Genomic DNA, 26,206 nt, shown 5'->3' on the forward strand with positions numbered 1-26,206 from the left:
TGGGCCATGGCAATGCTGCTGGCGGTGGCACCGCTGGCAAACGCGGCAGGCGAGTATGACCCGAGCACCAATGATCAGGCACGTGCCGTGGTCGACAGGCTTGCCGAAGCAGGGCTTGATCGCCAGAAGCTTGATGAAACGCTGGCCCGGGCCAGTCGTCAGCAAAAGATCATCGATGCGATTTCAAAACCCGCCGAACGTCATTTGCGCTGGGATCAGTATCGCGACATCTTTATCAAGCCTGAGCGTGTGGCCGGCGGAGTTGAGTTCATCCGGGCTCACCGTGATGCCATGATACGTGCTGAGCAGGAATACGGGGTGCCGCGTGAGATCATTGCCGCCATCATCGGCGTGGAAACCTGGTATGGGCGCCACACCGGCAGTTATCGCGTCCTCGATGCCCTGACCACACTGGCCTTTGACTATCCGCCCCGCAGTGATTTTTTCGGCCGTGAGCTGGAAGCCTTTCTCACCCTGACCAGCGAGCAGGGTCTTGATCCGCTGGAGCTCAAGGGCTCCTATGCCGGTGCCATGGGGCTGCCTCAGTTCATGCCCAGCAGCTATCAGGCCTACGCCGTCGACTTCAACCATGATGGCATCAAGGATCTCTGGGAGGAGCCTGTCGATGCCATCGGCAGTGTGGCCAACTATTTTGCCGAACATGGCTGGCGCCCGGGCCGGCCGCTGACGGTGGCGGCCCATCTGGAGGCCTCGCAAAAGCCCGAAGATGTCGAGTTCAATCAAGCCAAACCGCCGTATATGCGGGTCGGAGATCTAAAGGAAAAGGGCGTGGTGGCCGACATCGCCATCTCCGATGACGAGGAGGTGATTCCATTGGCGCTCGACTATGCCGATGGTGATGACCACTATCTGTTTGGTCTGCATAACTTCTACGTCATTACGCGCTATAACCACAGCCATCTCTATGCCATGGCCGTCACCACGCTGGCCGAGCAGATCCAGGCGGCACTCCAGCGGGAGGGGTAGGGTGTCATTCTTGAAAGCCTTTCTGCCGGGGCATGTCCCGCGCTCGGTTCTGCTGTTGGTGATCGTAGCGCTGATGGGCGGCTGTGCCAGTGGCGGCGGTAGCGCCGGCGGACGCTACGCCATGTCCCGTGATGCCTACCCTGATCGTCAGGTCGATGTCTCGCAGGTGCCGGATGCGGTGCCTCGGGTTGAGCCGCGCTCACGCAGCGGCAATCAGTCCAGCTATCAGGTACTGGGCAAGCGTTATCACGTGCTCTCATCGAGCGAGGGGTACAGCCAGACGGGGCTGGCCTCCTTCTATGGTCAGAAATTCCAGGGCTACGATACCGCCAACGGTGAGCAGTACGATATGTATGCCATGTCGGCGGCGCATCGCTCCCTGCCGTTGCCCACCTTCGCGCGCGTGACCAATCTGGCCAACGACCAATCCGTGATTGTTCGCGTCAATGACCGTGGCCCGTTTCATGATGATCGTTTGATTGATCTCTCCTATGCAGCAGCGTCGCGACTGGATATGCTCGGCGATGGCACGGCCAGGGTACGGGTCACCGCCATAGATCCGCGCCAATGGCAGGCTCAACACAATAACAATCAACAGATCGCGGCCCGCTCGGGGCGCATTGAAGACTCGCCGGGAGCCTCAAGAGCTCAGGAACCTGTCCGGCAGGGCGCAGGTGCCTCTGCGCAGCAGGCAGCTGCACCTGTGATCCGCAGTAACGACCAGGGCAACGCCGTCTACCTGCAGGTGGCGGCCCTTGGATCGGATGAGCACGCCCGGGCGCTCAGGGACAAGCTCGAAGCGCGTCTTTCAAGACCGGTTCGGGTAACACGACATGCCGCCATGCATCGGGTACAAGTGGGTCCACTCGATGATCCGATCATGGTGGAATCAGTCAGGTCCGAACTGCATGACGCAGGCTATGATCAGCTACACCAGGTAGCTGGCACGGACTGAATACAAGCAAACAGAGAAAGGCAATATGACCCTTTTTGCAGTAAACGTATGCCGCTGGCGCCACCTTGTCGCGTTTTCCTCGCTGGCGCTGACTCTGACGGCGGCGCCCGCAATGGCATCCGATGGCCCGTCACCTTCAAGCTTTATTCCTTCGCCGCCGGGGCTTGCCGCGACATCATGGGTGTTGATGGACGCCAAATCCGGTCGTGTCCTGGTTGAACACGATGGCAACGAGCGCGTTCCGCCAGCCAGTCTGACCAAGATGATGACGGCCTATATTGCTGAAAGCGAAATCGAAAGCGGTAACATGTCTGCCGAAGATGAAGTTCGTATCAGCAAGGAAGCCTGGCAGACCGGTGGCTCGCGGATGTTCGTCAAGGTCAACAGCAATGTGCCGGTGCAGGCACTGATGCAGGGCATCGTGGTGCAGTCCGGTAACGATGCCACGGTAGCCATGGCCGAACACATCGCCGGCAGCCAGTCATCGTTTGCCGATCTCATGAATGAACATGCACGCCAGATGGGCCTGCAGAATACGCACTTCATGAACCCGACCGGTCTGCCGGACCCGGAGCACTACTCGTCGGCCTACGATATGGCCGTGATCGCACGGCACATCATCAACGATTTTCCCGATCACTATTCGCTTTATGCCGAGAAATATTTCACCTGGAACGGCATCAAACAGCCCAACCGCAATCTGCTGCTGTGGCGTGACAAGACGGTCGATGGCCTGAAAACCGGCCATACCGAAGAGGCAGGATACTGCCTGGTAGCGTCGGCCCAGCAGACCGACACCCGCCTGATCGCGGCGGTTATGGGGACCAATTCGGAAGAGGCCCGGTCGCAGGAAACCCAGAAGCTTTTGAGCTATGGCTTTCGCTACTTCCAGACCCAGAAGGTGTATGACGCTGGGCAGGAGCTCACGCGTGCCCGCGTCTGGGGCGGCACTCAGGATGAGGGCAGCTTCGGCGTGGCCAACGATGTCTACCTGACAGCTTCCAAGCAAAATGATGCAGGCCTTTCCAACCGCATCAATATCAATGGTGATCTGCAGGCGCCCATCCAGGCCGGCCAGCAATACGGCACGGTTCAGATCGTACAAAATGACGAAGTCATTGATGAGCAGCCGCTGGTCGCGCTCGAAAGCATCGAGCAGGGCGGTCTGTTCAAGCGTCTCTGGGATGGCCTTTTGAAGTTTGTTCAGGGTCTGTTCTGATCCCTGAAACCGCAACTGTTCCATGACCATCAGGGGGGATTCGGCTGACGAATCCCCCCTTTTTCAGTAAAATGGCAGGTAATCGGGCGAACTTTCAGCCTGCAATGCTCAAGAGGTTTATCATGTCCAGGCCTTCATCCAAAAAGCCTGCCGCTATCCTGTCGTCACCCGGCGACGATAAAAGGGCACAGGAGGCGCCGAAGATCGAGTTTCCCTGCGATTACGCCATCAAGATCGTGGGAAACAACGATGTTGAATTCGATCGTGACATGCTCGATATCGTGGAGCGGTTCTCACCGGAGCTCGATCGTTCACGCGTGACCCATCGTGACAGCCGCAACGGCAAATACCGCTCTCTGCATGTCACCATTTATGCGACCGGCGAAGAGCAGCTCAACGAGCTTTTTGTGGCGCTCAAGGCGACCGGTCGTGTTCAGATGGTGCTTTAAGACGCACCGGCTGACAGGCGACCCTGCCGGTTCTCCCCTGAGGTGGCACTGATGAGTGATACAAACCTGGATGATCAGAGCATTGGCGTATATCGTCTGGGGGTATGCGATTACACCACGATCTGGGAGGCGATGCGCCGCTTTACCGATGAGCGCGATGCCACAACGCAGGATCAGATCTGGCTGGTGGAACATTTTCCCGTGTTTACCCAGGGGCGGGCCGGCAAGCCGGAACATTTATTGAATCCCGGCAGCATTCCGCTGGTACACAGTGACCGTGGCGGACAGGTCACCTATCATGGGCCCGGGCAGTTGATCATGTACCCACTGATTGATGTCAAAAGGCGACGCATCGGGGTACGTGCCATGGTGGATGCCCTTGAAAATGCCGTCATTCGTTCGCTGAGTGACCACGGTATTACGGCCCGCTCACGAACGGATGCACCGGGTGTCTACGTGGAGGATGCCAAGATTGCTTCCCTCGGGCTGCGTATCCGCCGGGGCAGCAGCTTTCACGGGATTGCCTTCAATATCGATATGGACCTTGCCCCCTTTGACCATATCAATCCCTGTGGCCATGCAGGGCTTAGAATGACACAGCTTCGCGATCTGCTGTCGCAACCACCGGACATGGCGCGTGAAGCACAAGGATTGCTCGGAGCCTTTGCCGCTGAACTCGGCAACCCCGAGCTTCAGGAGATGGTGAGCGCACCCGGGGTGCTGACCCACATTTCTCGAGTAACAGGATCAAACTGATGACCGAGACGACTGCTACCACCCCCAAACAGCGGGCTGAAAAAGGTGTCAAGCTGCGCGGCGCCGAGAAGGTGTCCCGCATTCCGGTCAAGGTCATTCCGACCGAGACCCTGCCGACCAAGCCGGACTGGCTCAAGGTGCGCATGCCCATCTCGAAAGAGGTGACACGCATCAAGGAAACCCTGCGCCGGCACAAGCTTGTGACGGTATGCGAAGAGGCGTCCTGTCCCAATCTTGGTGAATGTTTCAACGGCGGCACGGCCACCTTCATGATCATGGGGGATATCTGCACGCGCCGCTGCCCGTTCTGCGACGTCGCTCACGGCCGGCCCAATGCACTCAATGAAGACGAGCCGCGGGAGCTTGCTGAAGCCATCGCCGAGATGCGCCTGAAGTATGTCGTGATCACCTCCGTGGATCGTGATGATCTGCGTGATGGCGGTGCGCAGCACTTCAACAACTGCATCGAAGAGATCAGAAAGCGCAGCCCTGACCTTGAGGTCGAGGTGCTGGTGCCTGATTTTCGTGGCCGCATGGAGAAAGCCATCGATATCATGCGTCAGGAGCCGCCGGATGTGTTCAATCACAACCTTGAAACGGTTCCGTCGCTCTATCGCCGCGTGCGTCCGGGCGCTGACTATCAGTGGTCGCTGGATCTTCTCAAGCGCTACAAGGAAGCCCGTCCCGAGGTGATGACCAAATCGGGGCTGATGCTGGGTGTGGGTGAAACCGATGACGAGGTGGTCGAGGTCATGCGTGACCTTCGCGCCCATAACGTCGATATGCTCACCCTTGGCCAGTACATGCAGCCTTCACGCAATCACCTGCCGGTCGATCGCTGGGTACACCCCGACACGTTTGCCTGGTTTGCCGAAAAGGGCTACGAGCTGGGCTTCAAGCATGTCGCGTCAGGCCCGCTGGTACGCTCAAGCTATCACGCCGACAAGCAGGCACATGGTGAAAGGGTGTCCTGAAACATGACAGGCTCGGGCAGCTGATACCCGACATGTTTTGTTCATCGCGCCCGGCACTGCCGGGCGCTGTTGTCTCCGGGGTCCTTGTCGCCCATCGAGGGCAGAAACTATTTCGCTGCGTAACGGTCAGTAACCATAACGGCCGTCAAGTGGAGGGAGCCATGCTGATCAGGACACGAAAGCCTCACCATATTGGTGAAAACGAGGTCACCCCGGAGTCGGTCTATTATGCGCGCCGGCGTTTCATGGCAGGGGTGGCAGGCCTTGGGATGGCAGCAGCACTGCCGCGCGGTGCCTGGGCGGCGTCTCAATATGACGATGTCGAACAGGGTAGCCACCCTGACTGGTTTGCCTCGCGCCTTGAAAATGCAAACTGGCAGGCGGTGACGGCAGGGGATAACGACAAGCTCACGCCGTTTAATGATGCCACGCACTACAACAATTTCTTCGAGTTTGGCACCAGCAAGGACGACCCCTACAAGCACGCCGGCGCGATGACCACCGAGCCCTGGACCATCGAGATTGACGGCGAGGTGGCCCGGCCCGGGACGCTGGATGTGGATCAACTGCTGGGTGAGCAGCAGCTGGAAGAGCGCATTTATCGACTGCGCTGTGTCGAGGCCTGGTCGATGGTTATCCCCTGGCTCGGGGTACCGCTGTCCGAAATTATCAAGCGCGCCGAGCCGACCAGCGATGCGAAGTTTGTACGCTTTCAGACCCTGATGCGCCCTGAAGAGATGCCCGGACAGCGCTCCCGTTTCGGCCTGATCGACTGGCCCTACCAGGAAGGGCTGCGCATGGATGAGGCAATGCATCCGCTGACCATTCTGAGCGTGGGCATGTACGGGCGAGTGCTGCCCAATCAGAACGGGGCGCCAGTGCGCCTGGTGGTGCCCTGGAAATACGGCTTCAAGAGCATCAAGTCGATCGTGCGTATCTCGCTGGTCAAAGAGCAGCCGACGACGGCCTGGCCGACCATCAATGCCAATGAATACGGCTTTTACTCCAACGTGAACCCGGACGTGGATCACCCACGCTGGAGTCAGGCGCGCGAGCGTCGCCTGCCCAACAGTCTGTTCAGTACCAACATGATCGATACGCAGATGTTCAACGGCTATGGTGACGAGGTGGCGTCTCTCTACAAGGGCATGGATCTGCGGAAGTATTTTTGATGCGACTCTGGCGATGTGCGGTGTTTGTGGCGGCACTGCTGCCGTTTCTCTGGTGGGCCTTTCAGGTAGCAGCAGGGCAGGCCGGCCCCGAGCCCGGGCAGTATCTGCTGCTCAACTTTGGCCAGTGTGCGCTGATTCTGCTGCTGTTGACGCTGAGCCTCACGCCGCTGATGAAGCTGACGCGCTGGAAGGGGTTTGCCGTGATCCGGCGCCAGCTGGGGCTCTGGACCTTCAGCTATGGGGTACTGCATCTGACCAGCTATCTGCTGTTCATACTGGGGCTGGATTTCTCGGCGCTGGGCGCGGATCTGCAGCGGCGGCCCTACATCATGGTGGGGTTTGCAGCCCTGCTTATGCTGCTGGCGCTGGCGGTGACCTCCAATCGCTACTCCATGAAGCAACTGGGCAAACGCTGGAAGTTTCTGCACCGGCTGGTCTATATCGCCTTGGCGCTGGTGCTTTTACACTTTTTCTGGGTGGTGCGTGCCGATATGGGGCAGTGGAGCGCCTACGCTTTTGCCGGCGCCGTCCTGATGCTGCTCAGGATTCCCGTGGTTTCGCGGGCGCTGGGTCGGGTTCGCCCCCGGCGTGGCAGTGGGCCCAAAGCGCCTCGTTTTTCCTGAAAAAAAACTTCTGAGAGAACACCGGCCATGAGGCCGGCGTTTTTATGTGGTTTGATCAGTTCTGCGGCATTGCGGTCAGCACCAGTTTGCCGATGGTATGACCCTCTTCCAGCATCTGATGGGCGCGGGTGAGGTTTTCGACATTGAGCGGCCCGACGATTTCACCCAGCGTACTGCGCAGCCGACCTTCATCAAGCAGGCGTGCCAGGGTTGCCAGCGCCGCGCCCTGCTGTTCACGCTGCACATCATGCAGCGGGCGGGCAAACATGAATTCCCAGTGAAAGCTGGCAGCCTTGCCCTGCAGGGCGTTGAGATCCACCTGCTGTTTCGTTTCGGCAATCGCCACGATCTCGCCGAGCGGCTTGATCAGAGAGACCATGTTGTCCCAGTGCACGCCGATGTCGTGGCAGTTGAAGATGTAATCGACGTCCTCAAGATCGAGTCGCTTGAGTTCGTTGACGAGATTGTGGTGGTCGACCACATCATGAGCGCCCATTTCGCGACACCACTGTACCGACTGCTCGCGCGAGGCGGTGGCAATCACGCGGATACCGGTGAGCTGGCGGGCCATCTGAATGGCGATCGAGCCCACGCCGCCGGCGCCATTGATGATCAAAAGCGTCTGGTCACCATGGTCACTGGTGTCCTGCGCCAGGCGCAGCTTGTCAAACAGCGCCTCCCAGGCCGTCAGTGCCGTCAACGGCATGGCCGCAATTTCCTCGATATCAAGCGTCTGAGGCGCGCGGGCCACCAGACGCGAATCGATCAGCTGGTACTGGGCGTTACAGCCGGGGCGATTGACCTCGCCTGAATAGTAAATGCGCTCGCCGACGGCCAGATCGCTGACACGCTCTCCAATGGCTTCCACGATGCCGGTGGCATCCCAGCCCAGGATGGTCGGCTCGCTGATGTCTCCCAGCGCGCCGGCGCGAACCTTGGTATCTACCGGGTTGACCGACACGGCTTCGATACGCACCAGAACATCTTCCCCTTCGGGCGAGGGGCGCTCGATGTCGATCTCTTCAAAGGCACCGGGTGCGTTGATATCACTGGCGCCGCGTGTGGCAATGGCTTTCATGGTCTCTCCCTGGTTAACGAACGCACGTTGATGCGTCATCCACTAGAATGTCAGCCACCAATCTGGACCATGATGACAGCCGATGCCAGTCGCTGTGCTTGTGGTGATACGAGCGTGATGGAAAGCAGGAGAGACGTGGCATGACACATGACTGGTTAGCCTTTGCAAAGCAACTCAGATCCATTGCCCAGACCGGGCAGACCTATACCACCAACAAGTATGAGCTGGAGCGCTATCAACAGCTGGAAACACTGACCAACCAGATGTTTGCCGTGCTGGGTGATGTGCCCATCGAAAAAATAGAAAACCTGATCATCCCTGATCGCGGGTATGCCACGCCCAAGGTGGATGTCCGCGGCGCGGTCTTTGACGACAGCGGCCGGGTGCTGCTGGTGCGTGAAATCAAGGATGGGCTCTGGACACTGCCCGGCGGCTGGGCAGACGTCAACGAAGGCCCCAGTGAAGGCGTGTTAAAGGAGATTGTCGAAGAGTCCGGGCACCGGGCGAGCCAGCCGCGTCTGGTCATGCTCAAGGATCGCAGTCTTCATCCCTACGCCCACTATTCGCCGGATCATATCTACAAGCTCTTTTATGTTTGTACTCATGAGGGTGGTGAGTTTGTATCCAATAATGAAACGGATGCTGCCGAATTCTTCGATCTTGATGATCTGCCGCCGCTGTCCGAGGGGCGAACGCTGCCTGCCGATATTCACGAATGCTGGGCCTTTGTGACGTCGGGGGCGGAAGGTATCTACAGCGACTGATGGCCATTGCCGGTATCGAGCGACTATTGCATGCCGACTGGAGCCTGTCCCCCTCAAAACGCTGGTACGCTCAGGCCCACCGTATCAATGGTCAGTGGCAGGTTAGTGATCCGGTGCGAATCGGGGATGTGCACACCTGGCGTGACGAGGTTCTGATGGCGCCGGTTCACGGCACAACGCTTGCCGGGTTTGATTTCCCGATCGGTGTTCCCGAGCAGTGGGCCATGCAGGCTGGTGTCACCGATTTCAGGGCGTGGCTGGAAGCGCTGGATATGCCCCGATGGCAGTACTTTTTTGATACGGCTTCAACGCCAAAAGAGATCTCGCTGACGCGGCCCTTTTATCCTCATCGCGCCAGACAGGGTATGAGACAGTCGGACCTGACCCGGGCGCTCAACGTTGAGGATTTCGATGCACTGCGTCGTGAATGCGAGCGTGACATGCCGGGGCGCAGGCCCTGTCCGCTGTTCTGGACGCTGGGGGCCAATCAGGTGGGCAAGGCGGCTCAGGCCGGGTGGCGTGAAGTCATCATGCCGGCGCTTGATCAAGGCGCGGCACTCTGGCCCTTTGATGGGACGCTGGCCGCGTTGGCGCAAGAGAATCACTGCATCTTGTGCGAGACCTGGCCGACGCTGGCGGCGCGACTGATGAAAAATGAGCTGTCGCCACGCCAGAGCAAGCGGCGTCAGGTGGATCGTATCGAGGCTGGAAAGGCCCTGTTTGAAAGCGGGCTTCCCATCGTGTGGGACGGGCAGGCGAAAGCATCCGTTGTTTCGGGATTTGGTGAGCGCGCTGATGGAGAGGATGCCTTTGATGCCACACTGGGGCTTTTGATGATGATTGCGGTAGTAGAGGAGCATCTGCCGGCGTCATCGACCCTTTCGCCCGTGGCACGCCATCTTGAAGGGTGGATACTGGGTCTTGAAGGCTGATCAACGCAGAGAGAGTAGCCGGAAGCTGAAAACAGAAAAGGCCTTCAAATGAAGGCCTTTTTAATGCAGATCAAAAGTCACATAGCGGCTTTCAGCCGATGTGTTCGCCGACCTGGACGATCTTCATGGCATTGGTGCCGCCCTGAGCGCTGACGTGGTCACCGCGTGTAAGGATGACGTAGTCGCCCGGATTGGCCAGTGCGCGCTTTTCGAGCTCGGAGACGGCGCGCTGGTTGACCTCGGCATTGGGCATGTCATCGGTGTTGAATTCGATGGCAAATACGCCGCGGTAGAGCGCCATGCGACGCAGTGTGCGCGGATGCGACGAGAGGGCCACGATGGGTAGACCAGAGCGGATGCGCGACGCGATCAGCGGGGTATAGCCGGTCTCGGTAAGGCAGGCGATGGCCGCCACACCTTCCAGATGGTTGGCCGCATACATGGCTGACAGGGCCACGGTTTCATCGATGCGATGGAACTCGTCGGCCATGCGGTGCTTGGACTCCTGAGCAGCGCGTTCGCGCTCGGCGCCCATGCAGCAGCGATTCATGGCTTCGATGGTTTCTACCGGGAAGCTGCCGGCGGCCGTTTCGGCGGACAGCATGACGGCATCGGTGCCATCAAGCACCGCGTTGGCCACGTCAAAGACCTCGGCGCGTGTTGGCAGCGGCGATTCGATCATCGACTCCATCATCTGCGTGGCCGTGATGACCGCGCGATTAAGCGTCCGGGCGCGGGCAATCATGCGCTTTTGAACACCGATAAGCTGCGCGTCACCGATTTCGACACCCAGATCGCCACGGGCCACCATGACGGCATCGGAGGCGATGATGATCTCATCGAGTGTGGCTTCATCGGCCACGGCTTCGGCACGCTCGACCTTGGCGACCAGGGCGATATTCTTGCCGGCATCTCCCAGCAGGTCGCGCGCCAGCTGCATATCGGCACCGGAGCGCGGGAAGGAGACCGCCAGGAAGTCGACTTCCAGGTCGATCGCGGTCTTCATGTCCTCGCGATCCTTGTCGGTCAATGCTGCTGCCGACAGGCCGCCGCCCTGTTTGTTGATACCCTTGTTATTGGAGAGCTTGCCCCCCACCTTGACGGTGCATTCGATACGCCCGCCATCGACGCGCTTGACTTCCAGCACGACACGGCCATCGTCGAGCAGCAGTACGTCGCCGCTTTTGACGTCATCGGCGAGTTCCTTGTAGTCACAGCCGACCTGGTGGTCGTTGCCTTCATCACGGCCCAGGTTAACATCGAGGGCAAAATCCTGGCCGTTTTCAAGCTCGACCGAGCCATTGGCGAAACGGGCGATACGAATCTTCGGGCCCTGCAGGTCGCCCAGAATGGCCACGTTGCGCTGCTGGTTTTTGGCCGCTTCACGCACAGCCGTTACGCGGCGGCGGTGATCTTCGGCGCTGCCGTGGGAGAAGTTGATTCGAACGACATCAACGCCCGCGTGCACCATGGCATCGAGTACACCTTCCTTGTCACTGGCGGGACCAAGGGTGGCGACAATCTTGGTGCGGCGAATCGGACCGGCGGTCGCTTTCGTCATGAAGCATTCTCCTGATGCGGTGTCTGAATGGATTCACTATACCTTTTTCACCCCTTCGGGTGCGACGGCTATGCTCCAAAGTCTTGATGACACCTTCGAGAATGTCGAGGTGTTTGGCAGCTCAGAGGAAGTCGAAGAGGCGTCAGAAAGGAAAGATCGTTGCCTTGCATCGGTTTTTATCCGGTGGCGCCATGGATAAGGCCAGGGTAGGGTAGTCGCATTTTCAGGGTGTCTGAACCCGTCCGGGCCAACGGACGCTCACGCACGCCGCTTTTCTGACATTACAGTGCCGGCAGGACCGGCAAAAGAGACGGAGATCTATGGGCAAGTCACTGGTGATCGTCGAGTCGCCGGCCAAGGCCAAGACCATCAATAAGTACCTCGGCAACGATTTCATCGTGAAATCGAGCGTGGGTCATATTCGTGATCTGCCGACCAGTGGTGGTGGCAAAAGCGCCACGGACCCTTCCGAGCGTGCGCGCCAGGCCGCTGCCACACGCAAGATGTCTGCTGAAGAGAAGGCAGTCTATAAAAAGCGCAAAAGCCATGATCAGTTGATCCGCCGCATGGGCGTTGATCCTGAAAATGACTGGCAGGCGAACTACGAGATACTGCCGGGCAAGGAAAAGGTCGTCGACGAGCTCAAAAAGCTCGCCGAAAAGGCGGATGCCGTGTATCTCGCCACCGACCTTGATCGCGAAGGGGAAGCCATTGCCTGGCATCTGCGCGAGACCATCGGCGGCGATGAGTCACGCTACCGCCGCGTGGTATTCAACGAGATTACCAAAAATGCCATTGCCCAGGCGTTCGAGACGCCCGGCGAGCTCAAGCTGGATCGGGTTCATGCCCAGCAGGCCCGGCGCTTTCTGGACCGGGTGGTAGGGTTCATGGTTTCGCCGCTTTTATGGAGCAAGGTTGCACGAGGCCTGTCGGCGGGTCGCGTTCAGTCCGTCGCGGTGCGCCTGATCGTCGAGCGTGAGCGCGAGATTCGCGCCTTTACGCCCGAGGAGTTCTGGGACGTCCATGCCGACCTTGAAGCCGGCAGTGGTGACAGTGTGCGCTTTGAAGTGGCACGCCATAACGGTGAAGCTTTCCGGCCGGTCAGTGAGTCACAGACAACCTCCCTGATTGAGCCGTTGAAAAAGGCCGAATACGTTATTACCGGGCGTGAGGATCGCCCGACGTCCAGCAAGCCCGGCGCGCCCTTTATTACGTCGACCCTGCAGCAGGCTGCCAGTGGCCGTCTCGGTTTTTCGGTCAAAAAGACCATGACCCTGGCGCAGCGTCTGTATGAAGCAGGCTTTATTACCTATATGCGTACCGATTCGACCAATCTGTCGGCGGATGCCATCACCATGGCGCGCGACTACGTAGAATCGGAAATGGGTAGTGACTATCTTTCCGACGCGCCTAACGTCTATTCCAGCAAGGCCGGGGCTCAGGAAGCGCACGAGGCGATTCGACCGACTGACGCTCATCGCCGGGCAGACGATCTTGGCAGCATGGAGCGTGACGCCGAGCGTCTTTATGAGCTGATCTGGCGTCAGTTTCTGGCCTGTCAGATGGTGCCGGCACAGTATCTGTCGACCACGCTGACCGTCGAAGTGGAAGGCTTTGAACTGCGTGCCAAAGGGCGCGTGCTGCGCTTTGATGGCTATACCCGGGTGCTCAAGCCTTCTTCCAGAAAGGAAGAGGATCAGCAGCTGCCGGATCTGGGCAAGGGCGAGCACCTTTCGCTTAAAACACTCGATCCAAAACAGCACTTTACCAAGCCAACCGCCCGCTATACCGAAGCCAGCCTGGTCAAGGAGCTTGAAAAACGCGGCATTGGTCGGCCCTCAACTTATGCCGCGATCATTTCCACGATTCAGGAGCGTGGCTACGTCAAGCTGGACAGCCGCCGGTTCTACGCCGAGAAGCTTGGCGAGATCGTCACTGACCGACTGACAGAATCCTTTCAGGACCTGCTGGATTACGGCTTCACGGCCCGCATGGAAGACGAGCTTGACCATGTCGCCGATGGTGAGCGTGACTGGCGTGAGTTGTTGAACAGTTTCTATGGCGATTTTCGCAGCCGCCTCGAACACGCCGAAGGCGAGAAGGGCATGCGTCCCAATCAGCCGGTCGAAACCGATATCCAGTGTCCGACCTGCGGCCGGCCGATGCAGATTCGCATCGCCTCGACGGGTGTCTTCCTGGGCTGCTCGGGCTATAACCTGCCGCCCAAGGAGCGTTGCAAGACCACCATCGATCTGTTGCCCGGCGATGAGGCAGTGCCGGCCGATGCCGATGAAAATGCCGAAACCGATGCCCTGCGCGCCAAGCGTCGTAACCCGAAGACGGGGACGGCCATGGACAGCTATCTCATCGATGAGACGCGCAAGATCCACATCAGCAACGATGATGATGACTACTACGAGATCGAAGAGGGGCACTTTCGCATCAAGGGCTATGAAGGCCCGACCATCGAGTGCGACAAGTGCGGTTCGGAAATGCAGCTGCGTACGGGACGGTTCGGCAAGTATTTCGCCTGTACCAATGACGACTGCAAAAATACCCGCAAACTCTTGAAAAGCGGCGAACCCGCGCCGCCCAAGATGGATCCGATCCCCATGCCGGAATTGACCTGTCAAAAGGTGGACGACCACTACGTGCTGCGTGATGGCGCCAGCGGTCTCTTTCTGGCCGCCAGTCAGTTTCCAAAGAATCGTGAGACTCGGCCGCCGCTGGTCAGTGAAATCAGGCCGCATGCCGAGGCACTGCCGGAGAAATACCACTTTCTCCTGAAGGCGCCGGACCATGATCCGGATGGGCATCCAGCGCAGATTCGATTTTCGCGCAAGACCAAGAGCCAGTTTGTGCTGACCGAAGAGGATGGCAAGGCGACCGGCTGGAAGGCGCTGTGGGATGGTGAGCGCTGGCAGGTCGAAGATAATCGAAAGGGGACCGGCACCAAAAAGGGTAGCAAGGCAGGGAAACAGGCCTCATGAGTCATCAGGGACGAACCAATCAGCTGCTTTACCAGGCCATGCTGCTGCTTGAGCAGCCGGCAGGTCACGATGAGCATGCCGATGCCAGACGACGCGCCCTTGAAGAGGGCACGCTTTCGATGATCGAAATGGCGCTTGAAAGCGTGATCAAGGAGATCGCGCACACCTGCCGCTGGCCTGCCATGCACTGGCGAGCGGTGCTTGATCAGCCGCCGGCGCCGGTGGCTGAAATTGAGCTGCTGCGAGCGCTCATGTCGCAGCCGGAAAGCTGGCTTGCCCGGCTTTTACAGCTGCTGGACCGCCTGCATGATGAAAGCGGCGCCGCACAGCTTCGTCGGCATGACAACATGATTGCTTCCAGCCAGAGTCCGCCCCTGTCCCGAGAGCTTGCAACCTGTCTTGATGAATTTCGGGCTCTGCTTCCCAGACTCCGTGAAACCAGTTATGAGTGGTAATTTCTTGTATTCAATGAACGTGACATCGCCGTCAGAGAGCCTTAACATTGTGTTAATGTTTTTCGCTGATCGGCTTGGTGAGGTGGCTCATGACTGAAGCTGCCGTATTTGAAATCGTTGAGCTCGAGGACGGGCAGTTTGTGCTGCGTGCCGCCGACAGTGACGATAAAAACGAGCCGCTGGCCAGCATTCGTTTTTCGTCCCAGACGCTTGAGCTTTTGCGTCACCATCGCTTTGATGTCGCCCGCGAGATGCTGGATCATCTGATCTCGCGCTCGGTACTGGCAGATGAAGATGACGCCGCTGACGCGCCCGAGCCTGCCGCGATCCATTAAGCCGCTCTTTTTTTGATTGGTTCGATACCCGTCCATGTGCGGGTATCGTCGTTTCAGGCCCGCGGGTCTGAAAAATCCGGAATTGATCGTTATGTCAGAGGCCTTGCAGGGTGATTTTGACTTCTGGTGGCAAGCGCCGGGAGAGTGGGTAGAACCCCCCAACGAACGCAAGGGCGGCCTCAGCGGCGTCCGATTTGTCAGCCCTGACCCCGGGGGACCTGCCTATTACGTCAAGATTCAGCACGGTCACCTGTTTCGTAGTCTGCGCTATCCGCTGGGCCGGCCGACAACGGTGCGTGAATGGCAGGGGCTCAGGCGGTGTCAGGCGCTGGGGGTAAATGCGCCGCAGCCGGTCTTTTTCAAGGCCAGAAAAAGCGGGCAGGGGTGGCAGGCCGTCATGGTGACCGAGGCGCTACTGTGTTATCAAAGCCTGCAGGCGATGCTGGCGGCTGACGACCATTCGCCCGAACAGCGCTCGGCAATATTCACGGCACTGGCGGAAAATCTCGTCAGGCTGCATCGCAGTGGCTACAAGCATGGGCATCTTTATCCCAAGGAAGTGCTGGTGCGTCTTGAGGATGACAAAAGGGCGAGTACCGCCCTCGTGGATCTGGAAAAATGTCAGCGCCGTCCATCAGGGCATCTGGCGGCCATGCGCGACCTGACGCGTCTTTTTGGCGACGCTCGATCGATGGGGATGCATGATGACGAATGCCATCTGATGATGGATATCTACCGGGATTCAGGAATTACGCTGGACAGGGCGCGGCTCATGTTGCCGCGGGTACGTTAGGTGCGCCCGCAGACGCACCATCACAAAAAGCAATAACGTCGTTTAAAGGCTGTTGCCGTCTCCACCGCGTATCACCCCGACACCAACGCCCTCGATATCCAGACTTTGTCGTGTCAGATCGATCGTGATGGGCTCAAACTCCGGATTCTCGGCAATCAGACTCACGATGCTGCCCTGACGCTTGAAGCGCTTGACGGTGACATCGTCTCCCAGTCGAGCCACGACAATCTGCCCGTCGCGAGCATCGTGTGTACGGTGGACGGCCAGCAGATCACCATCCAGAATGCCGGCATCGCGCATGGAAAGACCGCGTACGCGAAGCAGATAGTCTGCGCCCGGATTGAAAAAATCTGCAGGCATCGGGCAGTAGCGCGAGATATGTTCGGCGGCAAGAATCGGGCTGCCGGCAGCCACTTCGCCGATCACGGGCAGGCCCGTCATGAGGCTTTCCTGTTCCTGACCGACCAGTTCCTGGTGTGAAATACGAATGCCGCGCGACGTTCCGGGAATCATTTCGATGACGCCCTTCTTGCGTAGGGCGCGCAGGTGCTCTTCGGCGGCATTGGGCGAGCGAAATCCAAGGGCACCGGCGATTTCGGCGCGCGTGGGCGGGTAACCGAGTTCACTGATGGTCCTGGCAATGAAATCGAATACGGCCTGTTGGCGTGCGGTCAACGGTCGTGTCATGTGCAGTGGCCATTGTTGATGTATACAGTATGTGATTGTATCCAGTCATCAGAGCAATGCAAGCGCTTCGATACTGTCGCAGGGGCAGGTACCAGGCGGCAATGGTGATACCATCAATGACTGGTCTGTACGTTTTATTTTCATGACAGAGAACCGATATTTCACATGGTGCCATCCGATACCGTGACCCGAATCCTTGATGCGGCCGAAGTCCTGTTTGCCGAATATGGCTTTTCCGAGACTTCCCTGCGTCGTATCACCGGACGGGCCGAAGTTAATCTGGCCGCTGTCAACTATCACTTCGGCTCCAAGCAGGCCCTGATACAGGCAGTATTTTTCCGATATCTGGATCCCTTCAGTGTGGATCTGCACCGACGGCTCGATGCACTGGAAGCAAGCGAGGCGGGGGCATCAAATCTTGAGGGGCTGCTCGACACGCTCTTTGCCAGCGTGCTGGAAATGCCTTCCAATAATCATGATCTGAGAACGTTCATGAAGCTTTTGGGGCTTGCCTACTCGCAGGCACAGCGCCACCTTCGTGACGAGCTTCGCAGCCATTACGGCAATATCTTTTCACGATTTTTGAAGCTGCTCAGACAGGCCACGCCGGAACTGGCCGATGATGAGCGTTTCTGGCGACTGCACTTCATGCTGGGGTCGGTCATCTTTACCCTGTCCGGGCTCAATACGCTGCGTGACATTGCCGAGCATGACTACCATCAGCGCATCACGATTCGAGAGCTGGCCCAGCGGTTGAAGCCGGTCGCACTGCATGCCCTGCGGGCGCCGGTTGCCGATGTTACTCCGGCCTGCGTGGTTGATCATCATCTGGACAGCCAGGTGGCTTCTCACCCCAAGACAGGAACGCATTCATGACCGATTCCCGGGCCGAAACCTTTGGCGGGCCTCTCATGTGCGATATTCAGGGGACACGCCTGAGCGACAGGGAAAGTGCCTGGCTCTCCCATCCCTGCGTAGGCGGTATCATTCTTTTTGCGCGCAATGTCGAGTCCCCCGAGCAGATGCGAAAGCTCTGTGACGACATTCGTCAATGCCGCCCGAACATCGTCATCGGTATTGATCAGGAAGGCGGGCGGGTTCAGCGCCTTCGCAACGGCGTAACGAACCTGCCCCCCATGGCGCGGCTGGGCCATTATTATCGGCAGTCCCCTGATGAGGCGCTGACGCTTGCCCGGGATACCGGCTGGCTGCTGGCGATGGAAATGGCCGCCTGCGGGGCAGATTTTTCCTTTGCGCCGGTGCTGGATCTGGACGATAGCCGCTGCCCGGCTATCGGCAACCGTGCCTTTTCCGATGACCCGCAGCATGTTTCGGCGCTGGGCGGCGCCTTTATCGAGGGCTTCAGGGAGGCCGGCATGGCCAGTATCGGCAAGCATTTTCCGGGCCATGGTGGCGTCACACTCGATTCACACCTAGTGATGCCGGAAGATACCCGAACGCTTGAGACGCTCGAGTCGCATGATCTGATTCCCTTCCGCGCGCTGTCCGACGAACTGACCGGTGTCATGCCGGCGCATGTACGCTTTACCCAAATCGATGACCGGCCTGCCGGCTTTTCGCGACGCTGGCTGGAATATCTACGTCACGATATCGGCTTTGAGGGCGTCATTGTTTCCGACGATCTCTCAATGGAAGGGGCCGCCATGGCGGGCGGGCCCGGTGAGCGCGTTCTGGCAGCGCTGGACGCCGGCTGTGACCTGACCCTGCTATGCAACGATCCTGACACCGCAGCGCAGGCCCGCGATACACTGACATCGCATGACATGGCACCAGCGAGCCGGCAGCGTCTGAGCAGGCTTTACTTCAGCGGTGAGCGTCTGACGCTTGAAACGCTAATGGCGCTGCCGCGCTGGCAGCGTACGCGGGATCAGCTACAGCAGATCGACTGACGCTCAAACACACTCGACGACCTGAAGAGGCTCCTTCCTTATGGAAGCAACCGCGCTCTGGCAACAACTGCTGATCGAGCTGCGCGACCGCCTGGATCAACTGACCGGTCTGCCGGGCTGGGCCCTCATGCTGATCGGACTGACGCTTTTGACGGTGGTCGTCGATATCACGGGGGCACTTCTGTTGCGTCGTCTGGAGCGGCGTCTACGTCGCAGCCCCAGGCGCTGGGACGATGCTCTGGTGCACGGTGCTCGTGTGCCCTTTCGGGTCTGGCTGTGGAGCGGTGCCCTGTGCGTGATCCTGACCCTGGTGGCTCAGGAGATTGAGTTTGAAGGGGCCAGCCGCTATATGGGTCTGACGTTCGGGATGATTACCCTGATATTGATCTTCTGGGGTGAAATCCGCCTGATGCAGCGTCTCGAGCAGCGCATGGTCTTTCCGCCCGGCAATTCGCGCTCGCCTCCGATGGACCAGACCACGGCCTCGGCCGTGACCAAGATCGTGGGCGCGTTAACCCTGCTCACTGTCATGCTGCTGGGCATGCAGCTGCTGGGCGTCGACATGTCCAGCATTCTGGCGGTCGGCGGTGCCGGCGGCCTGCTGATCGGATTTGCCGCACGCGATGTCATGGCCAATTTCTTTGGCGGCATGGTGATTCATCTGGACAAGCCCTTTCGGGTGGGGCACTGGATTCGTTCACCTGATCGCGATATCGAAGGCGTTGTTGAAGACATTGGCTGGCGCCTGACCCGTATACGTACCTTTGCCGGCCCTCCCATCTACGTGCCCAACGCCGCATTCAACCGTATTACCATCGAAACCCCGTCACGCATGCAGGCACGTCTCATCTGGGAAAATGTTGGCATACGCTATCAGGACGCCGGGGCGATCGAGGCGATTACCGGCGATATACGCGACATGCTCGATCGGGACGAGGAGATCAATAGCGATGAACTGATCACGGTGAATTTTAACCAGTATGGTGATTACTCGCTGAATCTGATGATCTATGCCCTGAGCAGTGTCACCGATTGGCAGCGCTACAATGAGACCCGACAGCGCATACTGCTCAAGGTCCGCGACATTATCTATCGCCATGGTGCTGAACTGGCGCTGCCTGCTTCAAGGATTTATGTCCCTGACGAGGTCCGCTTGAGCAGCGTGGCGGAGCAGGCGAACCTTGAGCCCGAGCAGGATTCACGTCAGGATAACGCCCCTCAAAATTCCCGATCGGCAGCCAAAAGCCGAGCGCGGGACCAGGACGGGGGGCAAAAGGCCCCGTTTGATACCGAACCCAACAGTGAGTCAGATGGCGATGGCTGAAAAGCACGATGGTCACCTCGAGATAGCCCAGTATCACAACGACATGAAGGTTTTGATGGATGAGGCAGACTGCCTGATCGATCTGCCTGCCGTCGAAAGGGCGCTGGATGACATGGCCGAGCAACTGACGCAGTCGCTTTCTGACAGCATGCCGGTGTTCTACTGCGTGATGAACGGCGGGCTGATCACGACCGGCCATCTGCTGACACGGCTGGGGTTTCCGCTGGAAGTGGATTATCTCCATGCCACGCGCTACCGCGGCGGTCTGCGCGGCGGTGAGCTGTTCTGGCGTGTCTCACCGGAAATTCCCATGGCGGGCCGTCACGTGGTCATCGTGGACGACATTCTGGATGAAGGGGCAACGCTTGCCGCCATTCTTGACTATTGCCATCAGGCGGGCGCGGCCAGTGTGTCATCGGCGGTGCTGGTCGAAAAAATGCATGAGCGCAAGGCGGTTCCCGATCTCAAGGCAGACTACTGTGGTCTGGAGGTCGAGGATCGCTATGTGTTCGGTTTCGGCATGGATTACAAGGGCTACTGGCGCAACGCGCCGGGAATTTTCGCACCGCGCGGGCTCTGATCGGGCCCTCATCGGTTAGCTTTCTTCATGCTGACATTCTGATGACGTTAGAGCGCTAAATCCGAAAGCGCCCTGCCGTAATGAGCAACAAGGGGCCGGCCACTGTGGCCGGCCCCTTGTCGTGTGGCGTCATCAATCAGCGTGACTGCCTGGCTGACGTATCCAGGGTGTCAGGGCTTTTGATTGAAGTGATCCAGCAGGGATTCGATCGCGGCAAAGCGCGTCTCGGCTGTCTCCATGGGCTGTTCAAATCGCAGGGTGTCGGCGCCATCAAGACGATATTGACTGGGCGCCTTCTGCATCATTTTGACCAGCGTCATGGGTTCAACCGAGGTTTCCGGGCTGAACTGTATTCGCCCGCGCTTGTCACCGGCCTCCAGCCGCGTAATGCCCAGCCGCTCGGCTTTGAAACGCAGAGTGGCCTGGCGGAAAAGGTGTTTGACCGGCTCCGGCAGCAGTCCAAATCGATCGATCATCTCGACCTGAAGCTCGCGTAGCTCCCCATCGTTTTTGGCGTTGCTGATCCGCTTGTACATGACCAGACGCTGCTGCACGTCATGCATGTAGTCTTCGGGGATCAGCGCCGGCAGCCCGAGGCTGATATCCACGCCTTCCGACATAGGGGCTTCGATGTTGGGCGTCTTGCCGCTTCGAATGGCATTGACGGCCCGGTCGAGCATTTCCATATAAAGGCTGTAGCCGATGGTCTCGATCTGGCCGCTTTGCTCCTCGCCCAGCAGCTCTCCGGCACCGCGAATCTCCAGGTCGTGGCTGGCAAGGGTAAAGCCTGCGCCCAAGTCTTCGGCCTGTGTAATCGCCTCGAGCCGCTTGGTCGCATCCGTTGTGATCTGCTTCGGAGGCGGGGTGAGCAGATAGGCGTAGGCCTGATGATGTGAACGGCCCACGCGCCCTCGCAGCTGGTGAAGCTGGGCGAGGCCGAATTTGTCGGCGCGCTCGATGATGATGGTGTTGGCGCTGGGCACATCGATGCCGGTTTCGATGATGGTAGAGCACACCAGCACATTGAAGCGCTTGTGATAGAAATCGGACATCGCGCGTTCCAGGGCACGCTCGGCCATCTGGCCATGGGCCACGCCCACGCGCGCGTCGGGCACCAGTTCGCGCACCTTGTCGGCCGTGGCCTCGATCGATTTGACCTCATTGTGCAGATAGTAGACCTGACCGCCGCGCAGCAGTTCGCGCAAGACCGCTTCCTTGAGCACCGCTTGGTTGCGCTGCTGCACGAAGGTCTTGACCGACAGCCGGCGCGCCGGCGGCGTGGCGATGATGGAAAGATCGCGCATACCGCTCATGGCCATCGACAGCGTCCGCGGGATCGGCGTGGCGGTCAGGGTCAGGATGTCGACCTCGGCGCGAAGGGATTTGAGCCTTTCCTTCTGATGGACGCCAAAGCGGTGCTCTTCATCAACGATGACCAGTCCCAGGTTGGCAAACTCTAGTTCCTTGCCCAGCAGCTTGTGCGTGCCGATGACGATATCGATGCGACCATCATTGAGGCGTTCAAGCGTCTGCGACTGCAGCTTGCCGCCCTGAAAGCGTGACAGGATATCGATGTTGATGGCCGAGTCGGCGAAGCGGTCGCGGAAGTTGTCAAAGTGCTGCTGTGCCAGCAGCGTGGTCGGCACCAGTACGGCCACCTGGCGACCGGACTGTACGGCCAGAAAGGCCGCTCGCATCGCCACTTCCGTCTTGCCAAAGCCGACGTCGCCGCAGATCACGCGATCCATCGGCTGGGGCGATGTCATGTCATGGATCACGGCATCGATGGCCATGCGCTGGTCGGGTGTTTCCTCAAATGGGAAGGTGGCGGCAAAGCGGGCGTATTCCTGGCCCGGCGGTTCACAGGCGAAGCCTTCGCGCGCCTCGCGCCTGGCGTAGACATCGAGCAGTTCGGCCGCCGTGTCGCGGACCTTTTCTGCTGCCTTGCGCCGTGCCTTTTCCCACTGATCACTGCCCAGCTTGTGCAGCGGGGCGCTGTCATCGCTGGCGCCGGCATAGCGGGAAATCAGATGAAGACTGTCGACCGGCACATAAAGGCGAGCGCCGCTGGCATATTCCAGCGTCAGAAATTCGGCCGGCATGCCGCCGGCATCGAGGGTTTCAAGCCCCAGGTAGCGACCGACGCCATGGCCCTTGTGAACGACCGGCGCACCTTCCCTGAGTTCGGAGAGGTGGCGTATGGCCAGTTCGTTGTCATCCGTGGCACGGCTGCGCCGGCGGCTCTGGCGCACAATCTCGCCGTGCAATTCGGTCTCGGTCAGTACCAGCAGCTTTTCGCTTTCCAGCCAGAGCCCACGCTCGAGACCACCCTCCACGAGCGCATGAGTCTGGCTGGCGTTGAGAAAGCTCTGCCAGCTGTCCGTGTCACCCAGGGAGAGGTTCAGAGGCGCCAGGGTTTCGTGCAGGGCTTCCTGTCGGCCACGCGACTCTGCCACAAACAGTACACGAAGGTCGTCGTGCGTGGACAGAAACTGCTCCAGTGCTGCCAGCGGCCGGGCCGCACGACCGTCAATGGCAATCTCGGGCAGGGCGGCGCCTTCAACAGGGGTACCCTCATCATCGGTGCGCCACTGCAGGCGCGGGTAGCGGTTGATCTGCCCGAAGAGTTCCGCCACCGGGATAAAGGCTTTTGCCGGGGGCAGGAGCGGGCGCGTGGGATCAACGCCAAGGTTTTCATAGCGCCCGGTGATGGACTGCCAGTGACCTTCGGCCGCCTCGAAACTGCCCGGCATCAGGGCACAACGCAGGTCGTCACCGATATGGTCGAAAAGCGTCGATGTCCGCTCAAAAAAAAGCGGCAGATACTGCTCCAGCCCCGGCGATGGAATGCCCTGCAGGGCATCGAGATAGAGCGGACAGTGGCGCGGGTCGACATCAAAAATTGTTTCGAAGCCCTCTCGAAACCGCGCAATGGCCTCCTGCGTCAGCGGATATTCATGGGCCGGCAGCAGCTCGATGCGCTCGATGCGATCCGTCGAGCGCTGCGTGTCGGGATCGAAATGACGAAGCGTATCGACGTCATCGTCAAACAGGTCGATGCGAAGCGGGTGCTCACTGCCGACCGGATAGAGATCGATCAATGCCCCGCGAAAAGCGTATTCACCGGGTTCGTAGACGGTCTCAACGGCGCGATAGCCGGCGAGGTGGAGCTGTTCGCGAAAATGCTGGCGGTCCAGCGACATGCCTGTTTCCAGATGCAGGGCCTGCACGGCGACATAGTCGGTCGGCGGCAGGCGCTGCATGAGGGTGTTGACCGGCGCCAGAACGATGCTCTGGTACTGGTGCTGAAGCTGTCGCAGGGTGCGCAGGCGCTCCGATACGATGTCCTGATGGGGAGAAAAGCTGTCGTAGGGCAGGGTTTCCCAGTCAGGAAAGACCAGCACCTCCTGATCGCTGAAAAAGCGCAGTGCCAGGGCCATGCGCTGGGCACTCGCCGAGTCCGGCGTGATCACGAGCAAAGGCGTGTTTTCGGCCCCGGCCAGATGGGCCATGGTGAGCGCATCAGCGCTGCCCTCGGGCAGTCGCCAGCGTGTATTTTCCCGCGCAGGGACAAGCGCAGGGGGCGCAAGGGGGCTGATGGTGTGGCTATGCGATGGCATGGGTCACTTCAGATCGATGGGCACGTGGACAAAGTGCGGACAGTATCGTCGATATGGAAGAGGTTTGCGTTGAAGTCTGTCATACCCGAGGCATAAAGCGTTCTTTCGCAACGCATCATTATGCCGTGAAAACGGCACCGATTGTGCTTTCCGAGGCTGGAAGTTGCTGTGAAGCGGTGAGTACAGGGAGAGGCGCCTGTCAACTTATGCTTTGGTGTAGTGAGACTACATTTTTGCGACTACGCAACCATTGTGAGAAAGCAGCGCTCTTTCGATAATGCCGCCACCTTAAGATTGCAGCTGCCGAGAGAGTGCCCACGATACCAGCATGGATATCAAATAAAACAAGGGCAGGCGCTGCAGGTTTTCGATCACTGCTTTTGATCACTGCAAGGAAACCTGACGTGAGTATGGAAAAAGAAGAAACGTGCCTGCAGCAGTGGCAGGCACAGGAGGCGCTGGCCGAAGAGATGATCCCGCTGCTGGGGCGTCTCTATCGGACCTGCCAGGTCGTACCGCTGATGTATGGCCGTTCCATGGTCAATCAATCGGTCATTCAATTACTAAAGCACCATCGCTATGCCCGCCATGCCGAAAACGTTGAGCTGGAGGTCGGCGATACTTTCGCTCTTGTCAAACGGCTGATCGAGCTTGAGCCCGGCCCGGCTCATATCGATATCGGCAAACTTGCCGTGGCCTACAAGCGCAGTGGCGAGCGTGATGTGATGGGCTTTTTAAGGAAGGCACTTGTTCCCATTGTGGGCCAGCAGGGCAGGGGGCCTTCAGAGCCTCCCCGTGATGTGGTGCTGTATGGTTTTGGCCGTATCGGACGACTGCTGGCAAGGCTTCTTATCGAGCGGATCGGTGGCGGGCGTACGCTGAGGCTGCGTGGCGTTGTCGTACGTGGTGACAGTTCTGATCTGGAAAAGCGTGCCAGCCTGCTGCGCCGCGATTCCATCCATGGGCCTTTTCCCGGCACGCTGACCCTGGATCATGACAATGACGCCATCATTGCCAATGGTAACTATATCCAGTTCATCCGCGCCGAATCGCCGGAAAGCATTGATTACACGGCCTACGGCATCGATAACGCCATTGTGGTGGACAACACCGGCAAGTGGCGTGACCGGGAGGGGCTGGCGAAACACCTGTCCGCAAAGGGTGTAGCACGTGTGCTGCTCACGGCGCCGGGCAAGGGCGATATCAAGAATATCGTTTACGGCATCAACGAGCATGAGGCCGATGAAAGCGAGCAGATTCTGTCGGCGGCATCGTGTACCACCAACGCCATTGTGCCGGTGCTGAAATGTCTGTCGGATCGTTACGGCATCGAGCGTGGCCATGTAGAAACGGTACATGCCTATACTAACGATCAGAATCTGACCGATAACTATCACAAGGTCGAGCGTCGTGGGCGCAGCGCGCCAATGAACATGGTGCTGACCGAAACGGGCGCGGCGAAAGCGGTGGCGCGGGCACTGCCGGAGCTTGCCGGCAAGCTGACCGGCAATGCCATTCGTGTGCCGATCCCCAATGTCTCCATGGCGATTTTGAATCTGACGCTTGAAAAGGCGTGCGACAGGACGTCCCTGAACGGCTACCTCCGCGAGATGTCGATCGATTCGAAACTGCGTCGCCAGATCGACTTTGTCGATTCGCCCGAGGTGGTGTCATCGGATTTCGTGGGCAATCGTCACGGCGGCATCGTGGACGGCAAGGCGACCATCGTTGATGGCAGAAATATCGTGCTTTATGTGTGGTACGACAATGAGTTTGGCTACAGTGCCCAGGTGATTCGACTGGTGCAGCATATGGCGCATGCGCGTCTTCCTTCCTTTCCTTCGCCAAACTGAAATCAGCGTATTTTCTCCTGGACTTTGGTCCAGGAGACCCCCGCCTGCAATGTGAATCCCTTGTAACTCATATGGTTTTTCATGTTCCGGCTCCTTATAATACGGCTGGTTTTTAAACCGTGTTAATCATGTCCGCTCTGGCGGATCACCGAAACATCTCATCTGATTGATCATCACCCAAGGGGATCA

23 protein-coding genes are annotated in these 26,206 nt (G+C 58.9%); 19 read left to right on the top strand and 4 right to left on the bottom strand.

Annotated features, from left to right (window positions below; all coding sequences use genetic code 11):
* The first annotated feature begins 6 nt into the window (after positions 1-6).
* The 8 genes from mltB to msrQ all read left to right on the top strand — a co-directional run bounded on the left by mltB (position 7) and on the right by msrQ (position 7,135).
* Positions 7-987: a lytic murein transglycosylase B gene (gene mltB / locus C8D72_RS03400; protein WP_245955128.1), complete on the top strand. Its 981-nt coding sequence runs from the start codon at positions 7-9 to the stop codon at positions 985-987.
* Position 988: 1 nt separating this feature from the next.
* Positions 989-1,942 carry a septal ring lytic transglycosylase RlpA family protein gene (locus C8D72_RS03405; RefSeq protein ID WP_245955129.1) on the top strand — a complete coding sequence of 318 codons (954 nt, stop codon included), beginning with the start codon at positions 989-991 and terminating at the stop codon, positions 1,940-1,942.
* 25 nt (positions 1,943-1,967) lie between these two features.
* Positions 1,968-3,161 (top strand): D-alanyl-D-alanine carboxypeptidase family protein, encoded by a 1,194-nt coding sequence (locus tag C8D72_RS03410; protein ID WP_115852978.1) that lies wholly within the window; start codon positions 1,968-1,970, stop codon positions 3,159-3,161.
* A 122-nt stretch (positions 3,162-3,283) separates the two neighbouring features.
* On the top strand, positions 3,284-3,610 hold the full coding sequence (locus tag C8D72_RS03415; protein ID WP_245955130.1) for an HP0495 family protein: 327 nt from the start codon (positions 3,284-3,286) through the stop codon (positions 3,608-3,610).
* A 51-nt stretch (positions 3,611-3,661) separates the two neighbouring features.
* Positions 3,662-4,366, top strand: a complete 705-nt coding sequence (gene lipB, locus C8D72_RS03420; RefSeq protein ID WP_115852979.1) for a lipoyl(octanoyl) transferase LipB — start codon at positions 3,662-3,664, stop codon at positions 4,364-4,366.
* Positions 4,366-5,340 (top strand): lipoyl synthase, encoded by a 975-nt coding sequence (lipA, locus tag C8D72_RS03425; RefSeq protein WP_115852980.1) that lies wholly within the window; start codon positions 4,366-4,368, stop codon positions 5,338-5,340. The genes lipB and lipA overlap by 1 nt, the downstream gene beginning before the upstream one ends.
* Positions 5,341-5,501: 161 nt before the next feature.
* The gene (gene msrP, locus C8D72_RS03430) at positions 5,502-6,512 is read left to right on the top strand and encodes a protein-methionine-sulfoxide reductase catalytic subunit MsrP (RefSeq protein WP_115852981.1); all 1,011 of its coding nucleotides are present in this window, start codon (positions 5,502-5,504) and stop codon (positions 6,510-6,512) included.
* Positions 6,512-7,135 carry a protein-methionine-sulfoxide reductase heme-binding subunit MsrQ gene (msrQ, locus tag C8D72_RS03435; RefSeq protein ID WP_115852982.1) on the top strand — a complete coding sequence of 208 codons (624 nt, stop codon included), beginning with the start codon at positions 6,512-6,514 and terminating at the stop codon, positions 7,133-7,135. The genes msrP and msrQ overlap by 1 nt, the downstream gene beginning before the upstream one ends.
* Positions 7,136-7,190: 55 nt before the next feature.
* On the opposite strand, the gene C8D72_RS03440 is transcribed toward msrQ, so the two are convergent.
* Positions 7,191-8,213, bottom strand: a complete 1,023-nt coding sequence (locus C8D72_RS03440; RefSeq protein ID WP_115852983.1) for a zinc-binding alcohol dehydrogenase family protein — start codon at positions 8,211-8,213, stop codon at positions 7,191-7,193.
* A gap of 140 nt (positions 8,214-8,353) precedes the next feature.
* On the opposite strand from C8D72_RS03440, the gene C8D72_RS03445 reads away from it, so the two are divergent.
* Positions 8,354-8,977 carry an NUDIX hydrolase gene (locus C8D72_RS03445; protein ID WP_115852984.1) on the top strand — a complete coding sequence of 208 codons (624 nt, stop codon included), beginning with the start codon at positions 8,354-8,356 and terminating at the stop codon, positions 8,975-8,977.
* Positions 8,977-9,909 carry a DUF429 domain-containing protein gene (locus C8D72_RS03450; protein WP_115852985.1) on the top strand — a complete coding sequence of 311 codons (933 nt, stop codon included), beginning with the start codon at positions 8,977-8,979 and terminating at the stop codon, positions 9,907-9,909. Before C8D72_RS03445 ends, C8D72_RS03450 begins: the two co-directional genes overlap by 1 nt.
* A gap of 91 nt (positions 9,910-10,000) precedes the next feature.
* Here C8D72_RS03450 and pyk read toward each other — a convergent pair whose 3' ends face one another.
* Positions 10,001-11,470 carry a pyruvate kinase gene (gene pyk / locus C8D72_RS03455; RefSeq protein ID WP_115852986.1) on the bottom strand — a complete coding sequence of 490 codons (1,470 nt, stop codon included), beginning with the start codon at positions 11,468-11,470 and terminating at the stop codon, positions 10,001-10,003.
* Between the two features lie 320 nt (positions 11,471-11,790).
* Here pyk and topA point away from each other — a divergent pair, with 320 nt between their 5' ends.
* The 4 genes from topA to C8D72_RS03475 all read left to right on the top strand — a co-directional run bounded on the left by topA (position 11,791) and on the right by C8D72_RS03475 (position 16,043).
* Positions 11,791-14,460, top strand: coding sequence for a type I DNA topoisomerase (gene topA, locus C8D72_RS03460; RefSeq protein ID WP_115852987.1), 2,670 nt, complete (start codon positions 11,791-11,793; stop codon positions 14,458-14,460).
* Entirely contained in the window at positions 14,457-14,915 is a 459-nt protein-coding gene (locus C8D72_RS03465) for a DUF6586 family protein (protein WP_115852988.1), read from the top strand. The genes topA and C8D72_RS03465 overlap by 4 nt, the downstream gene beginning before the upstream one ends.
* Positions 14,916-15,004: 89 nt before the next feature.
* Entirely contained in the window at positions 15,005-15,250 is a 246-nt protein-coding gene (locus C8D72_RS03470) for a hypothetical protein (RefSeq protein ID WP_115852989.1), read from the top strand.
* A 91-nt stretch (positions 15,251-15,341) separates the two neighbouring features.
* Entirely contained in the window at positions 15,342-16,043 is a 702-nt protein-coding gene (locus C8D72_RS03475; protein ID WP_170140490.1) for a lipopolysaccharide kinase InaA family protein, read from the top strand.
* A 42-nt stretch (positions 16,044-16,085) separates the two neighbouring features.
* On the opposite strand, the gene lexA is transcribed toward C8D72_RS03475, so the two are convergent.
* The gene (gene lexA, locus C8D72_RS03480) at positions 16,086-16,730 is read right to left on the bottom strand and encodes a transcriptional repressor LexA (RefSeq protein ID WP_115852991.1); all 645 of its coding nucleotides are present in this window, start codon (positions 16,728-16,730) and stop codon (positions 16,086-16,088) included.
* 165 nt (positions 16,731-16,895) lie between these two features.
* Here lexA and C8D72_RS03485 point away from each other — a divergent pair, with 165 nt between their 5' ends.
* From C8D72_RS03485 to C8D72_RS03500, 4 genes are read left to right on the top strand one after another with little or no spacing between them, the layout of a single operon-like run.
* Positions 16,896-17,606: a TetR/AcrR family transcriptional regulator gene (locus C8D72_RS03485; RefSeq protein ID WP_115852992.1), complete on the top strand. Its 711-nt coding sequence runs from the start codon at positions 16,896-16,898 to the stop codon at positions 17,604-17,606.
* Positions 17,603-18,640 (top strand): beta-N-acetylhexosaminidase, encoded by a 1,038-nt coding sequence (gene nagZ, locus C8D72_RS03490; RefSeq protein ID WP_115852993.1) that lies wholly within the window; start codon positions 17,603-17,605, stop codon positions 18,638-18,640. Before C8D72_RS03485 ends, nagZ begins: the two co-directional genes overlap by 4 nt.
* Positions 18,641-18,680: 40 nt before the next feature.
* The gene (locus C8D72_RS03495) at positions 18,681-19,964 is read left to right on the top strand and encodes a mechanosensitive ion channel family protein (RefSeq protein WP_115852994.1); all 1,284 of its coding nucleotides are present in this window, start codon (positions 18,681-18,683) and stop codon (positions 19,962-19,964) included.
* Positions 19,957-20,544 (top strand): hypoxanthine-guanine phosphoribosyltransferase, encoded by a 588-nt coding sequence (locus tag C8D72_RS03500; RefSeq protein ID WP_115853601.1) that lies wholly within the window; start codon positions 19,957-19,959, stop codon positions 20,542-20,544. The genes C8D72_RS03495 and C8D72_RS03500 overlap by 8 nt, the downstream gene beginning before the upstream one ends.
* Positions 20,545-20,714: 170 nt before the next feature.
* Here the strand turns inward: C8D72_RS03500 and mfd are convergent, their stop codons facing one another.
* Positions 20,715-24,164, bottom strand: a complete 3,450-nt coding sequence (mfd, locus tag C8D72_RS03505; RefSeq protein WP_115852995.1) for a transcription-repair coupling factor — start codon at positions 24,162-24,164, stop codon at positions 20,715-20,717.
* Positions 24,165-24,568: 404 nt separating this feature from the next.
* On the opposite strand from mfd, the gene C8D72_RS03510 reads away from it, so the two are divergent.
* Entirely contained in the window at positions 24,569-26,017 is a 1,449-nt protein-coding gene (locus C8D72_RS03510; protein WP_115852996.1) for a glyceraldehyde-3-phosphate dehydrogenase, read from the top strand.
* Positions 26,018-26,206: the final 189 nt, after the last annotated feature.

It is taken from the genome of Kushneria indalinina DSM 14324 (assembly GCF_003385845.1).
Taxonomy (GTDB): Bacteria; Pseudomonadota; Gammaproteobacteria; order Pseudomonadales; family Halomonadaceae; genus Kushneria; species Kushneria indalinina.